Source organism: Gracilimonas tropica DSM 19535 (assembly GCF_000375425.1).
Taxonomy (GTDB): domain Bacteria; phylum Bacteroidota; class Rhodothermia; order Balneolales; family Balneolaceae; genus Gracilimonas; species Gracilimonas tropica.
Genome location: NZ_AQXG01000003.1, coordinates 251,796 through 267,006, shown reverse-complemented (window position 1 = coordinate 267,006; position 15,211 = coordinate 251,796). Strand labels below are relative to the sequence as shown.

The window sequence follows — 15,211 nt, the reverse complement described above, 5'->3', positions numbered from 1 at the left end:
ACGGAAATCAAACAGTAGGAAAATGGCACAATTCAGGTTGAAAGCAATTTCACAAAAAGGGAAAATGGTGCAAACTGAGTTTGAGGCGGATAACAAAAAAGAAGCCCAGCAAAAAGTTGACCGGCTTTCTAAGACAAACGGTCTTAAGATCCAGTCCCTGGATGAGAAAAAAATGTATATGTACAAAGTCCAGCGGCCCGGTAAACAGGTCGTATCCGGAGAACAGGAGGCGTACAGTAAAGAAGAACTGGAAAAGGCGCTCGTTAAGCTGGGTTATAAGGTCAAAAGCATCAACAAAAAACTATTTGATTTTAAAGGGGGGGTGCCTCAACAAGAAGTTGTGACTTTTATTCGCCTTTCATCTGACCTTCTGAAGCAACAGTTACCGTATGATGAGATCCTGAATTTGTTATACGAGGATACTCAGAACAAAAGGATGAAGGAAGTCATCAAGACCATCCAAAAAGACCTGAAAGATGGGAAGGAGGGTTCAGAAGTATATGGCAAACATGAAGATGTATTCGGTAAGTTTGCCGCTTACATGCTGAGTGTGGCTTCAACATCAGGTAACATGTCTTTGGTTTTCGAGAGTACGGCTAAATTTATGGAGCGGGATGCTGATTTTAAGAAGAACCTGAGAAGAGCACTCATGATGCCAATGGTCACGGTTATTGCTGTGATTGGTGTGGTTCTTTTTTATGTGGGATATATTTTTCCTGCAACTGCAGAGGTTTTCCTTGATATTGGGGTTGATCTTGAAACCCAGGCTCCGATGACGGCCTGGACTTTAAATCTTGCTTACTGGCTTCAGGATAATTGGTTGATGATATTGCTTTCCTTTATAATACCTATCGCGGGTTTTGTCTATTTTATCAAAACACCTAAAGGTAAATTACTTCTCGATAAATACATCATTCATTTACCGGTAATGGGAGATCTTCTGCATAAGACAAGTATTGAGATCTTTGCCCGGGTTTTCTATACGCTTTACAGCGGTTCAGGACAAAATATTGAGGTGATCAAAGTAGCAGCTGAAGCCTGCCGTAACAAGTACATGGAAAAACAGATCAAAGAGGTTGCTATCCGAAGTATGCTGAAAGATGGGGCAGGCCTCATCGAGTCGATGGAGGCGACCGGTGTATTCACCAATACAGCACTGAGTCGTTTCAGGTTAGGGGCAGAATCCGGTGCTTTGCGTGAAAATGCCAAACAATTAGCAGAATATTATGAAATTCAGACTACATATAAGATGCAATCCGTGATCGATATGATTAATCTGTTTATCAATCTCTTTATAATGATTGCATTGATTGCCATCACCGTAGTTTCTTCCGAGTCGGCAGTGATCAAACCGAATACAGGTATGTAAGAAGGCAAGAGTAATACATGGGTAAAATCAACATTCGAAGACATATAGGTGATATCCTTGTTAATAAGGGAGTGATCACAGAGGAGCAACTTCAGAAGGGATTAGAGATCTTATCTGAAGAACCTAAAGAAAGTAACCGACGTCTGGGGCAGATACTTTTCCAGGATCTGGGGCTTAATCGCCACCAGGTCATGAAGGAGATCGCCAATATCTATGCTTTTCGTGAAGTTCTGAAAGATTTGGAAGAGATACCCGGCGAGGTGCTCGATCATATCAAGGAGAACATAGAAGAACTTCCAAAAGAAATTATCGATGAATTGGTACACCATAAGGCCATTCCGTACCAAAAGACCAAGAACTCGATCGTCATAGCAGCGGCCGACCCCTCGGATCCTAACATTCAGAATATCCTCAATAAGATCAGTTTCAAGCAAACTGAGTTGGTGTACTGTAAATATGAGGTTATTGAGGATATTCTTTCGAAGGTATATGAGCAGAAGAATGAGTTTCTGGACCTGCTTGAAGAAATTGAGTATGAGGAACCTGATCTGGATCAGAGTCAGGAAGAGATCGATGAGGAGGAAATAGATGCCGAGATCAATCAAAGTATGCTTAATTCTCTTATTGAGGGGATGCTGGTTGAATCTGTTCGGCAGGGTGTGAGTGATATGCACATTGTTCCAAGTTCACCAACAACTACCGACATAAGGTTTAGGCTTGACGGTAAACTGCAGCTGTGGTATCAGCAAAAAAATGTGAAACCGGAAGCTATATCAGCTGTTATCAAGGATAAAACCCGAAATGTAGACCGGTTTGAACGAGATGCTTCTCAGGACGGATTTATTCAGCGTCAGATTGACGGTGTGGGTATCCGTTATCGTGTTTCTATAATGCCTATTGTAGGGAAACAGTTCGACCGAAAATTTGAATCGATCGTAATACGTGTACTTGACGACCGTAATGTGATCCGGGATCTGGATAAATTGGGCCTTCAGAAAGTGGCCAAGGCAAATTTTGTTAAATCAATCCAAAAGCCTTCCGGTATCGTAATCATTACCGGTCCTACAGGAAGTGGTAAATCTACGACCTTGGTAGCGGCTTTGTACTACGTGATAGATCCCACAAAAAATGTGCTTACGGTTGAGGAACCGGTGGAGTATATCATTGAAGGCGCGAGGCAGCTCAAGATCAGTAATCATATGTCGTTCGACCAATCGATGAGAGGGATTTTACGTCATGACCCTGATATTGTATTGGTAGGTGAGATTCGAGACCTGAAAACAGCTGAGATTGCGATCAAGTTGGCAAATACCGGTCACCTGACGTTTTCAACCTTGCACACCAATGATGCCCCCAGTGCGATTTCCCGATTATATAAGATGGGTGTTGAGCCTTTTTTGATCGCGAATGCGGTTAATCTGGTGGTAGCACAGCGACTGATCAGGACCTTATGTAAAGAATGTAAAGAAGTATACGAGCCTCATCCCGAAACAGCCAAGGGTATTGGCTTTACGGATGAAGAGATTGCAGAAACCACCTTTTATAAGGCAGTTGGCTGTGAAAAATGTAACAATACCGGATATAAGGGACGGGCCGGTATTCACGAAGCATTATATTTTTCTAAAGAAATAAAGCAAATGATTTTAGATGCGGGCGGCGACATAGATGAAGGTGCAATTAAAGATATGGCAATGTCTCAAGGCATGCTTACGCTGCGAGGTTCCGGGCGTGAACGTATCAAAGAAGGCGTAACCTCCATTGAAGAAGTCATTGCTGTAACCATCGAAGATTAATAAAAGGTAAAACTTGAAATTAACTATTAACTTGGTGCATATTAATTTTCTACCAGCAGTAACCATTACAGGGGTTTAATATGAGTAGCGATATTACTAATTCCGGTGACGAACTAATGACGGATTACATAAAGAAATTCTTAAAGGAGCCTCCGTTGCTTTTAAAGAATTTTCACTATGAAGATGTGTTGGAATTCCTTCAACTTGGAAAAGAAGAACGTTTTTTGTCGGATGAGATCATTCTTAACGAATCAGAATATGTGAATTCTGCTTATCTGGTGGCAGAAGGCAAAGTATGTATTTGGAAGGATAACATACAGTTAGCCACTTTAGGTGAGGGGAATTTTTTAGGTGAAACCTTTCTTTTCAGTAAGAACAACAGGATGGCTAAAGTAACAGCAGAAGGGGATTGTGTGTTGTTGAGATATGAAAGGTACGATGCTCTCAATTTTTTCAGAAAAAAACCGGAAAAATTGTTCAATATCTTCACAAAAAATATCATCGAAATACAACAACGTAAGATCAGTAACATGAATGTACAGTTATTGAATTTAAAAAAGCGGCTCTTAAACGATACCAACTGGTAAATTTAAATGTGAATTGTGTGCCCAGTTACTTACATTATTGCGGATTATTAATTTTTTTTAATTTTTTCGTAACAAACTGAACGCTCAGGCATCTTATTAACTGTCATCTATTAAAATTGGCTTTACAACTATGGAGGCGGCAAAAACCAAAGACATTTCTGAATTAGTAACGCCGGTAATCGAGCAGATACCGCGTACTTCAAGGGGATTGGACCGTCATGTAAAGATTGGGGAAGTCGTCGAAAGTTTAAGTGTTGAACACCGCGAGGAACTTGGTGAGATCTTAGAAGGCTACTTGAAAAGAATGCTTAAAAACGAGGCGTCAGATATAGATTTGGGAGGCCCCGGCTGTGATGGGCATGTCTGGTACCGGATTTTTGGTGACAAAAAACCTGCAAAAAAGCCTGAACACCTATCTTTAGATGAAACGGATGTGCTTTTGCATAATGCAATCCTGCCAACCCAAAGGAAAAAGCTATTAGATGAAAAAAATCTCGATTTTTCCTATTCAATAAAGATCGATGAAGAGCTAAGCCAACGTTTTCGTGCGGATATGTATTTCGATCTTGAACACCTCGCTTTGAATATGCGAAAGATCGATAACACCATCCGTCCCTTTAAGAATCTGAATGTCCATACTGAAGTTGCAAAAGCTTTGAGCTTAAAGTATTACAAGTATGGTCTGACACTCATCACAGGTATTACCGGTTCCGGTAAATCATCAACTTTAGACACCGTCATTGATGCGAATAATCGTACCGTTGACTCTCACATCGTGATCATTGCATCTCCGGTGGAATTGATTCATGCTCCTGTAAAATCCGTAGTGCGCCATAGGGAAGTTGGAAGGGATGTAGAATCTTTTAAAGAAGGAGCTATTCAGGCTCTTCGTCAGGATCCGGACATCATTGTAATAGGAGAGCTTAGAGATCCTGAAACTATTATGACCGCATTGGAGATCACCGACTCAGGGCATAAAACATTTGGAACCCTTCACACTTCATCCGCAATGGAGAGTATTGAACGTATTTTGGGAGAAGTTCCTACTGAAGAACAAAACCGTGTTCGTACGCGGTTAGCTGATGTATTAACCTGTGTGATCAGTCAAAAACTAATCCCGAGTCTCGATGGAAAACGCGTTTTAGCCAAAGAGGTACTCCTGGTAAATAATTCTGTTAAAGCCGCGATCAGAAATAATAACGTCAGCGAGATCTACCAAATGCTGATGGAAGGCAGCGACAAAGGAATGAATACCATGGAGCAGGATCTGAAAAGGCTTTATACTCAAGGGGTCATTTCCAAGGAAAGTGCCATCAATAATGCAAACAACAAAACCAAGATAATGCAGCTTCTTAGTGAGCTGAATTATTAAGAATTATTCAGATGTTAGGAAATAAGATATATACAGGTATTGTTGTCGACGATGAATGGCTCAAAGTGGCCAAAGTTCAGTCTGATGGAAAAAAAATAACTCTGTTAAGCCTGGATAAAATCAGGCTGGTTGAAAGCCTGAAGAAGAAGCAGCAAGGGGTTAGCCCGGAAGCTAACAAGCCCACTGAAGATGTTTTTGGAGATATAGACGATGAACTTGAAGATGAAGACATTATTTTTGGGCTTGAGGAAGAAGGGGCAGAAGAAGAAAGTGAAGTAGAGGAACTTGATCTTGAAAATTTTGATGAAGAACTGGACGACCTCGATTTTGACGACCTAGATGAAGCAGAGGATGTGGTGGACACCGATATGGTGGACGAAACTGAGAGCCCGGCCTCTAATGAACTATTGCTTTATAACCTGCTTAATTCCATTGACAGTAAGCGGGTTGATCTTGGATTAAGTATTCCTGCAGGACAAACCATTTTTCAAATCTTAAGGGATGTTGATTTTTCTGATACGAAGAAGAAAGATCTGCAGGTTATTGTTGATGACCGGCTTGAATCCATGCATGGGGTTTCAAAATCAGATGATTACTATTCATATAGCGTTCGTGCGGATGGAGCCTTGTTGTTAACATCCATCGATGATGAACCGGACCTGCTGGGCTTGGTAAACCGGGCCAGAGAGATTTACAGAGGAAAACTTTTTATAAATGAGGTACTTCCGGATGAAGCGCTTCTTTTAGGACTTATACGGGCTAATTACGAGTTTGAGCCTAATACCATCACTGGGGTCATTCAGTTTGGAGAGAATGCAAGCCGCGTCTTATTCCTTAAAGGTGATCAACTTTGGATCGTTTCTCCTATCATTACGGAAGGAATAAAGGATCAGCGGTTTTTGAATACAATTTTTTCAAAGATCCTTTTTCAACTGGATACGGGAGAAGTGCCCAACCTTGACCGGTTGATCTTGTGTAATAATTCTCTCGGTGAAAAAGCGATCGAGTTTTTTGAGGATCGCTTTCAGGATCTGGATATTTCTGAATTCAAATTTTCTGATGATGTATTTGATTCCGGTGAAGTGCAGGAATCGTCTATTTCATCCTTTACTACTGCAATTGGGGCAGCATGGTCAGCTTCAGGATTTCATAAAGAAAAATTTCCAAAGATCTCCTTTTTGCCGGGCTATGTTGTAGACCGCCAAAAGATATTTAAACTGCAATGGCATGGCTTCATGTTATTGTTATTTATTCTGCTAACACCCATTGTATCCAATCATTTCTATACCCGGAATGCAGCAGAGATCGATCGTTTACAAAATGAAGTCAATTCGTTAGAATCTCAGATCCAATATCTCGAACCCACAGTGCAGCGGTTTAATCAAATAAGTACAGAGCTTGAACAAATTCAGGCAAAATTAGCTCTTTTAGCTGAACTTAATCAAGGAACGCTTCGCTGGTCAGAAAATCTAAATCAGTTGAATCGCGGGGTGGATGATGTGAATTCATTATGGTTGACATCCCTTAGTTCAAACGATGACGGTTCTGTACTTATAAGTGGTTATTCACTTTACCAAGACCGAATTCCAAAACTTGCAGGGGTTTTCTCAAGAGCCACATTGCTTAATGTGAATTCCGATGAGATCAGGGAAAGAGAAGTATTTGAATACCGATATTTGATACGGGATTTCTTTGAAGACGAAAGCATTTATACCCCTGAAAGTGTGCAGGGCATTGAGCAATTAATTCAGAACCAGGAGTAAATTGTCGTACGCAGTCAGAAATACCATTATTCTGTTAGTTACACTTTCACTGTTTGTAGGTGCTGCCTACTCTTATATTCGGTTTTTTCAGGTACCTGAATTAGAAGAACTTCAGGATTCCCTGGAAGAACTGAGACAAGATTATAATTCTAAAAGAGCTACGAGTGATGCATTCCCTCAGCTTAATGAGACCTACCAAAATGCGCTGAATATCATTGAGAATTCAGATAAGTCCTTATTCAAGGATCCTGATCCCGATCTCGTTTTTGATTATTTGAATAAGGTTAGTAACAGTACTGCTGACTCTAAAGTGTATTTTAATTTTGTTTTTGCGGATTCAACGACACAGGATCAATATGGGATTCTTATAGCTGAGATCACCGGTTATGCTGCATACAGAAATGCTGTTAACTTTATTAACAAAATTGAGAATTCTCAGCTGCTTAATAAAGTAAAAGAGTTGTCTTTGACCCCTCCTAACAGGAATGCATCAGAATATGATGAAATAAATTTTTCTTTTACTCTGGAAAGTTATTATGAAAGAATTCCCATTCAAGAGAATGTTGAACAAACCGGAAAACTTACTCTCAACGAGAGCATATCAACCTACAATCCATTCTATCCGCTGATACAACAAACGATCCCGCCAAATGATGATAATATGGTAAATATTGAACGGAGCCGACTTATTGGTTTAACAGGTTCCAGAATCTTTATTGTGGATCAGAATGGAGATGTAACAACTCTGCGTGAAGGAGATAAAGTTTATCTTGGTGAATTATCATCTATAGATCTAAATAATGAAACCGCTACTTTTAACCTCAACAAAGGTGGCATCATGGAATTGGTTACCTTGGAGATAGAGCAATGAGAAACGTAAAAGCTGCCACATATAAATTAGGACGATTGATCCCGTATTTGACTCTCTTGGTGTGCTTTGCATTATCCGGAGCGGCGGAAGGGCAAATCGTAGATCCGTTAAGAGAATACACTAACCCGGATGAGATTGTCACGTTCAACAAAACGACTACTTACCAGGAGGCGATTCAGATCATTGATACCTTTGCTCAGGAATATGAAAATAAATTCATTGTAGATAATTCCGGGTATAGTGGACCGATTGGTGTTAACCTACCCGCCATGCACTGGAAAGATGCTCTGCAGTATATTATGCGATTTCAGGGGCTCGAGCTCAATGAGTTCGAAGAGTATTACGAAATTGTGCCCAAGCAACAACCCGGTGGAGCTCAGGTTTCTTCAGGGCAACGAGCAGTAGCGTCAGGAGATCAGGCAGAACTCCCCAAGGCCGATACCAGAACCAGAGAAGTTCGAATCAATGCTACCTTTTTTGAAGGTAATAAGCGTGCATTGCAAGAAATTGGTATAGACTGGTCGACCTTAACCAGTGATGTCCCGTCTTCATTGGGTGATTTTGTAGGGGCAGACCCCAGTCAGACCGTGCCTTCTACGGAATTTACAGATCAGTTCGTTTCTGTGAATTCCTATAATGCTGCAAGTGTATCTCAGAATGCCTTCAACGCATTGGTGAATTTGGGCGAATTCGGGCCCGGAATAAGTGTTCAAGCTTTATTCAGCGCTTTTGAGGCCGATAACCTGGGTAAGATCCTGGCAACCCCGTCTATTAAAGTAGTTGATGGAGAGGAAGGTAATATTCAGGTAGGTCAGGATTTTTCCATTAAACAGCGGGATATAGCAGGTAATGTGACGGACAATTTCCAAAGTACCGGTACCATCCTTACCGTTACCCCTGAAATAATAAACCATGGAGATACCTCTTTCATCTATTTGGATCTTCAGGTAGAGCGTTCAACAGTACAACCGGATGTAGTAAGTACGATCATCAATAAACAGGAAGCTACTACGTCTGCCATTTTACTGGATGGAGAAGCTACTTATGTTGCCGGATTATATCGGACAGAACAGTCTACCGTACGCAGGGGAATTCCTATCCTGAAAGATCTTCCCGGCTGGTTCCTGGGACTTCGTTACCTTTTTGGTTACAACTCAAAAGATTTCTCTGAAAATGAACTAATCATTATTGTACAGGCAGAATTGGTTGACCCGGTAGCGGAACGGATTAAGGATCGTTTACTTACTAAACGTGAAGTTCTTAACAATACCAGAGATGGAATGAGAACCAATCTGGACCAGGTTTTTGAGAATGATCTTATGCAGGCATCCTCAAATGAAACCGAGCCTGAGCCTGAACCGGAACCAATGGAAAAAGAGCCTCCTGTGATTGAAGAAGAGCCTGTTCAGGTTCCGGATACTACCGTTGTTTCCGAAGAACCTGTGGAAGAAGAACTAACCGACGAGCAGAAGGAGATGGCTGAAGACCTGGCTATGCCGGTAGATAAGCCCGAACTGATGGTTGTGGTACCTAAAGCATTTGATCTGGATCAGTATCTCGAATACCAAAAAGATGAGGAGCAAGTAGAGACAGTGCAGGAAGAAACGGGAAATCTCAAGTATTTTGTGATTGGCGGATCATTTCTGGTGCCCAGAAATGCCGACAACTTCAAAAAAATGCTTGATGAAAGGGGATATAATACCCGAATCCTGTTCAACCCGGAAACTCGTTTTAATTATGTAGCTTATGAAGGCTTCTCCAACTTTGATAAAGCGGTAGAGCGAACACTTGAAGTGAGAAATACGATAAACGATGAGGCTTGGTTGTTTACGCTCCGAAATGGTTTAGGTAAATAAAATTAACTAAACCTGAGATTTTAAATATTCTATAGAGATCCGGTTGAAAGCGCCGGGTCTTTCCACGTTGCAGACATGTCCACAATTCTCTATGACCTTTAATGTGGAATTTTTGTGCTTTTCTACAATACTCTTGACCGGAGGCAGGAACATATAATCTTCGCTGCCCATTACATATAACATCGGTGATTTCACTTCCTTTTCTTTGAAATAACGCAAAAGAGGGTTCACTTCATTAGTCAACTTAAACCAGCGTAAAAACTCCTTTTGATATAGTTTTTTCGCCTCTCGTATAAATAGGTTTCTTGATTTGGCATGTCTCTTTTTCGGCATTATGATCCATGCAAAAAGCCGGTACAGCCACATATATGGAATGAACCGTTTGAACATGTGGCCCAGAAAAACGAGAACTCTTGAACGCACATTAAGTCGTGTAATAGCACCGCATAAAATAGAAGATTTGACGCGTTCAGGAGCTATTTCCGCTAAGGTACGTATGATGATAGTGCCTAAAGAGACCCCAATAAAATGAGCCTTTTCGATATCTAAATGGTTCAAAACGTCCAGTACATCACGGCTTATGAATTCAAAAGAATAATCTTCTTCATAATACTTTTGCAGAAGATCTTTTGACTTCCCGTGCCCTCTAAGATCTACCATCAACACATTGAAATGCTTTTTGAAATCACGAAGCTGGCTAAACCAGATTGAGGAACTTCCGCCGGCTCCGTGGACAAACACGACCCAGTCTTTTTCCTCGGAAGATTTATATTTCTTGTAATAAAGCATCAATCAGGATACTGAACGTTCAGACTTTAAATATTTCTTCAAAATAATCATACAAAAACACAATAGTAACACAACATAATGGTAAAGATTGCACCTTAGCTTTTGATCAAAACCAAAGATCAAAATCTCATTATGTATTCAGTAGCTGTAAAAACTGATATTACTTCAAAAAAGTTTGAAGCCGTTAACTTTTCAACAAAAAAATATACGGTACGGCTTGCTCAAAACCTACAAGAGGTGGAGGAGGCACTTCGATTGCGTTTTCAGATTTTTCATCTTGAAATGGGGAATTCCAAACTTCCTCCCGAACAGCTAAGATTGGATAAGGATGAATTTGATGCCTATTGCGATCATCTCATTGTTATCAACAATCTAACCGGAAACATTATCGGCACATACCGTATTCAGGATTGTGAAATGGCCGAATATGGTACTGGATTTTATACTGCCCGGGAATTTTCCATTCATCTTTTTCCCTCAAAAATTCTGTTAAATTCCGTAGAGTTAGGAAGAGCGTGCATTCACCAGGAACATCGGAATGGGAGAGTGTTGTATATGTTGTGGAAAGCCGTTGCCCGATACATAAATTATAGCGGCAGGAGATATTTATTTGGCTGTAGTTCAATCCCTTCTGAGAAAATGGAAGAAGGATGGGACTTCTATCGTTATTTAAACAATAATGGATATGTAGCTACCAATCATTTAATTCCTGTTGAACCGGGATTTGAGTGCTTGCAGAGCATAAACCTGAAGGATAAAGCGGCAGAACTGCCTGTTCTTTTCAAACTATATCTTGAGATTGGGGCAAAAGTATATAGCCTTCCTGCCATAGATCATGATTTCAAAACCATAGATTTTTTGATCATGCTTGATATCAAAAACATTCCGATGGAAACAAAACAGCTGTTTTTCTAACAGAATTTGTTACTTTCAGACATGCGGACTTTACGGGCTATATCAAAATTGATCATATTTTTGGCGGCAACAATTTTCATGTATAGTTTGATCATGCTCTGTTTGGCCGGCAGCATAATTGGCCTTAATTATGAAAAATGCCGGGGGTATTTACTACGAACCTGGGGACAAATTGCCTGTTCCATTTTGGGGATTAATGTTGAAGTACAAGGCCAAATTCCAGGTCCACCTTTTATGCTTGTGTCAAACCATTTAAGCTACCTCGATATCTTTGTTCTTTTCTCCCAGGTTAGAGGATTGTTTGTGGCCAAAAGTGATGTTAAAACATGGCCGCTCGTAGGTTTTATTATCCGAACCTGCGGAATCCTCTTCATCGACAGAAACCGAAAGAGAGATATTACCCGCGTAAATACGCTTATATCTAAAAATGTAAATGATCACCAGGGGATCATTATTTTTCCTGAGGGGACCACTTCTCCTGGTTACGAAATATTACCTTTTAAGACTTCATTGCTAAAATATCCCGTGGCAATAAATTTACCGGTCTCAGTAGCAACACTCTCTTATTCCACTCCTGAAGGCGAAAAACCGGCTTATGAGTCGGTTTGTTGGTGGGACGATACGTCCTTTTTGACCCATTTTTTTAATTTCCTAAAACAAAAAGGATGCACGGCCAAAGTCACTTTTGCAACACATCCGGTTCACGATAAAGATCGAAAATTATTGGCGCAACATATTCATCAGGAAATGAGTCTACAGTTTGAGCCTGTGATTTCAGAAGCTGATTTTTTCGAGAAACACGGCACATTTAAACCATTAGCTATTTAGATTGATCTTGATTTGAGACCTTATTACCGCAAGTTTTTTGTACTTATTTTCGGGTTGCTGTGTATTTCTAAAATCGCAATGGCAAACGATCTCAGTTGGGCGCAAGATTCTACAAGATTGTTTTACCTGGAACCGGTGCAAGCAGATACGGCTGATATTTCGGAAGACAGTCTCGAAAAATTGGTTCCTTACCTCGATGATGTCAAGAAGAGGACGGCTTCCTCAAAAATTCCTTACTCGTATATCTATATTTTTGTTATTGCTTTATCCAGCTTGATAAGCGAAGACCTTGCGTGTATAGGAGCGGGATTGATGGTGGCTCAGGGCTTTTTGGAATTTTGGCCGGCCGTATTTGGTGCTGTTGCAGGAATATTTTTCGGGGATTTTTCGCTTTACTTTGCCGGCAGAATTTTGGGAACCTCCATTTTTAATATTGCTCCTTTCAAATGGTTTTTAAAAAAGGAAAGTGTTCTTTCAGCCGAAAAATGGTTTGAAAGTAAAGGGCCGGTAATTTTGGTAGCCAGTCGATTTATTCCCGGAAGCAGATTTCCCGTATACCTGAGCGCCGGACTTCTTAAAACAGGTTTTTGGAAATTTTGCCTGTATTTTGGAGTTACCGTACTTATCTGGACGCCCATTTTCGTATGGCTTTCCGTTTTTGCAGGAAATGAGATCCTTAATTATTACGACAAGTATGATGATTATGCCATATGGATCATGATCGCAGCCGTATTCGTGTTATTTATTTTATATAAATATATGTTGCCACTGTTAACCCAAAGGGGACGGAAAATTGCCTGGGAAAAAATCCAGGGTTGGTTCAATCGGTAGTTTAACGGCTTATTAAATATTTTTTCAAGGCATCAAAATTATTTTCAAAGGAAATCGACTGTTTTTTCTTTTGATCAAATTCCAGCACTGGCTTTAGAGAGCGTTCAATTTCACCTTCAACAGTTACCTTGAATTTATAGGGATGGGCCGTCTCCAGAAAAATGCCGTTGGTTGTATGCGATTCTAAGTATTTTTGGAGCCCTAACCATCCAATTGCTCCATGAGGATCCATAACATAGCCCGTATTTTCATACACCTGCCTAATGGTATTTCGCGTTTCCTCATCAGAGAAGGTAAATCCGGAAATATGTTCTTTCATGTTGGAATGTGAATTTGAGTAAAGATCGAGCATACGGGTAAAATTACTCGGATCACCCACATCCATAGCATTTGAAATAGTACTTATACTTGGTTTTGGAATATAATCTCCGGTTTCTAAGTAATTTGGTACCGTATCGTTCGCATTGGAACACGCTAAAAAATGATGAACTGGCAGTCCCATCTTTTGGGCAATAAGCCCCGCAGTGAGGTTTCCATAATTTCCACTTGGAACCGAAAACACCAAATTCTTTCTTTTCTCTTTAGGAATTTGAGCCCAGCCATAGAAGTAATATATACTCTGCGGCAACATTCGTGCTATGTTGATGGAATTTGCCGAGGTTAGATTCGAGTGCTCATTTAATTCCTCATCCAGAAAAGCCTGCTTTACCATACGCTGGCAGTCATCGAAAACACCATCCACTTCAAGAGCAGTAATATTCTGGCCCAGTGTTGTCATTTGCTGTTCCTGGAAACGGCTAATCTTTCCGGAGGGATATAAAATCACTACCTCTATATTGGGAACGCCGTAAAATCCCTGGGCAACGGCACTGCCTGTATCTCCTGAAGTGGCTACTAATACCGTGAGCTTTTGCTTTGATTTTCGGCTGAAGTAGCTAAGGCATCTTGCTAAAAAGCGGGCTCCAACATCTTTAAATGCAAACGTAGGGCCATGGAATAATTCCAGGCTAAAAACATCTCCCTGAACCTGTTTTAAGGGAATATCAAAATTCAGGGTTTCATTTATGATATTCTTGAGAGTCTCTCCTGGAATTTCATCTTCTACAAAGAGTTGCATAACTTCAAATCCAATCTCTGCCAGAGATTTCGATTTTATATCTTCAAAAAAAGAGGAGGGAAGTGCAGGTATCTTTTCAGGCATGTATAAACCATTATCTTCCGGTAATCCTTTAAAAACAGCTTCTTGAAAAGAAACAGGTCTGGCCTGACCCTTTGTGCTATAAAATCTCATTTAATAACCTCTGTACCTTTTGGGTTGATAGCGGACACATGTTGGTAACTTTCGAGTCCGATTTCCTCAAACAGACTTCGGAATGTTTCGGCTACTTTCTGCGCCGTTTGGAGACCTTCGGATAATGCAAAAATAGAAGGTCCCGAACCCGAAATACTGCAGCCCAGGGCTCCTGCTTTTTTAGATCGCTTTTTTGCTTCTTCAAAACCGGGGATAAGAATCCCGCGAATCGGTTCTGCGATCACATCTTCCAAAGAGCGGCCGATCAATGCAAAATCTTCTTTGGCCAAGCCATGGATCAATCCGGCTAAATTTCCCCACTGTACGATGGCATCGCGAAGCTCGATCTGCTTTTTCAACATCCTTTTCGCATCTGATGTTTTGATCTCAATATTGGGATGAACAACCGTTGCATACAGTTCGTCCGGGTAATCCAATTCGATGATATCCAGTGGATCGTAGCTGCGAATAAGCGTGAAGCCGCCAAGGAGGGAAGGTGCCACATTATCGGCATGAGGAACGCCGGAGGCCAGTTTTTCTCCCTGCATGGCAAATTGTACAAGCTTAGTTTTTGAAAAAGGCTCTCCCAGTAATCGGTTCACCCCAAATACAGCGGCTGCTGAACTGGAAGCGCTAGACCCTAATCCACTGCCGGGTTGTACTTTTTTTGTGAGCCGGAAGTCGAATCCGAATTCAGGGGCTTCATCCAGCGAATTGAGCAGGGCTTGCGTTGCCACCGTAATCACATTCCGGTTGGGATCTTTGGAAAGAAGATCGCTGCCATAAATGGCTGAGATGGTAAGTCCGAGGGTCTCTTTCTTTGAGATGATGAGTTCGTCACCGATCTCATCAAGTGCGAAACCGAGTACGTCGTATCCGCAGGCTACATTGGCAACCGTTGCAGGGGCAAAAACTTTGATAGAATCCATGCGTAATTAATTTTCAA

At 40.9% G+C, this 15,211-nt stretch carries 13 protein-coding genes; 10 read left to right on the top strand and 3 right to left on the bottom strand.

Annotated features, from left to right (window positions below; genetic code table 11):
- Positions 1-22 precede the first annotated feature (22 nt).
- The 7 genes from B151_RS0107635 to B151_RS0107605 all read left to right on the top strand — a co-directional run bounded on the left by B151_RS0107635 (position 23) and on the right by B151_RS0107605 (position 9,611).
- Positions 23-1,369, top strand: coding sequence for a type II secretion system F family protein (locus tag B151_RS0107635; protein ID WP_020403027.1), 1,347 nt, complete (start codon positions 23-25; stop codon positions 1,367-1,369).
- A 17-nt stretch (positions 1,370-1,386) separates the two neighbouring features.
- Positions 1,387-3,162 (top strand): GspE/PulE family protein, encoded by a 1,776-nt coding sequence (locus B151_RS0107630; RefSeq protein ID WP_020403026.1) that lies wholly within the window; start codon positions 1,387-1,389, stop codon positions 3,160-3,162.
- Positions 3,163-3,242: 80 nt separating this feature from the next.
- A complete protein-coding gene (locus tag B151_RS0107625) occupies positions 3,243-3,749 on the top strand; it encodes a Crp/Fnr family transcriptional regulator (protein ID WP_020403025.1) in 507 nt (168 codons plus the stop codon).
- Positions 3,750-3,879: 130 nt separating this feature from the next.
- Positions 3,880-5,121: a type IV pilus twitching motility protein PilT gene (locus B151_RS0107620; protein WP_020403024.1), complete on the top strand. Its 1,242-nt coding sequence runs from the start codon at positions 3,880-3,882 to the stop codon at positions 5,119-5,121.
- Between the two features lie 11 nt (positions 5,122-5,132).
- Positions 5,133-6,884 (top strand): PilN domain-containing protein, encoded by a 1,752-nt coding sequence (locus B151_RS0107615; RefSeq protein ID WP_020403023.1) that lies wholly within the window; start codon positions 5,133-5,135, stop codon positions 6,882-6,884.
- Position 6,885: 1 nt separating this feature from the next.
- The gene (locus B151_RS0107610; protein ID WP_020403022.1) at positions 6,886-7,755 is read left to right on the top strand and encodes a hypothetical protein; all 870 of its coding nucleotides are present in this window, start codon (positions 6,886-6,888) and stop codon (positions 7,753-7,755) included.
- Positions 7,752-9,611 carry a type II secretion system protein GspD gene (locus tag B151_RS0107605; RefSeq protein WP_020403021.1) on the top strand — a complete coding sequence of 620 codons (1,860 nt, stop codon included), beginning with the start codon at positions 7,752-7,754 and terminating at the stop codon, positions 9,609-9,611. Before B151_RS0107610 ends, B151_RS0107605 begins: the two co-directional genes overlap by 4 nt.
- Positions 9,612-9,617: 6 nt before the next feature.
- Here B151_RS0107605 and B151_RS0107600 read toward each other — a convergent pair whose 3' ends face one another.
- Positions 9,618-10,400, bottom strand: coding sequence for an alpha/beta fold hydrolase (locus B151_RS0107600; RefSeq protein WP_020403020.1), 783 nt, complete (start codon positions 10,398-10,400; stop codon positions 9,618-9,620).
- A gap of 102 nt (positions 10,401-10,502) precedes the next feature.
- On the opposite strand from B151_RS0107600, the gene B151_RS18215 reads away from it, so the two are divergent.
- The 3 genes from B151_RS18215 to B151_RS0107580 all read left to right on the top strand — a co-directional run bounded on the left by B151_RS18215 (position 10,503) and on the right by B151_RS0107580 (position 12,974).
- Entirely contained in the window at positions 10,503-11,315 is an 813-nt protein-coding gene (locus B151_RS18215) for a GNAT family N-acetyltransferase (RefSeq protein ID WP_020403019.1), read from the top strand.
- Between the two features lie 78 nt (positions 11,316-11,393).
- Positions 11,394-12,143 (top strand): lysophospholipid acyltransferase family protein, encoded by a 750-nt coding sequence (locus B151_RS19470; protein WP_020403018.1) that lies wholly within the window; start codon positions 11,394-11,396, stop codon positions 12,141-12,143.
- A 78-nt stretch (positions 12,144-12,221) separates the two neighbouring features.
- Positions 12,222-12,974: a DedA family protein gene (locus tag B151_RS0107580; protein WP_020403017.1), complete on the top strand. Its 753-nt coding sequence runs from the start codon at positions 12,222-12,224 to the stop codon at positions 12,972-12,974.
- Between the two features lies 1 nt (position 12,975).
- On the opposite strand, the gene thrC is transcribed toward B151_RS0107580, so the two are convergent.
- The gene (thrC, locus tag B151_RS0107575; RefSeq protein WP_020403016.1) at positions 12,976-14,265 is read right to left on the bottom strand and encodes a threonine synthase; all 1,290 of its coding nucleotides are present in this window, start codon (positions 14,263-14,265) and stop codon (positions 12,976-12,978) included.
- Positions 14,262-15,194 (bottom strand): homoserine kinase, encoded by a 933-nt coding sequence (locus tag B151_RS0107570; protein ID WP_020403015.1) that lies wholly within the window; start codon positions 15,192-15,194, stop codon positions 14,262-14,264. The genes thrC and B151_RS0107570 overlap by 4 nt, the downstream gene beginning before the upstream one ends.
- Positions 15,195-15,211 lie beyond the last annotated feature (17 nt).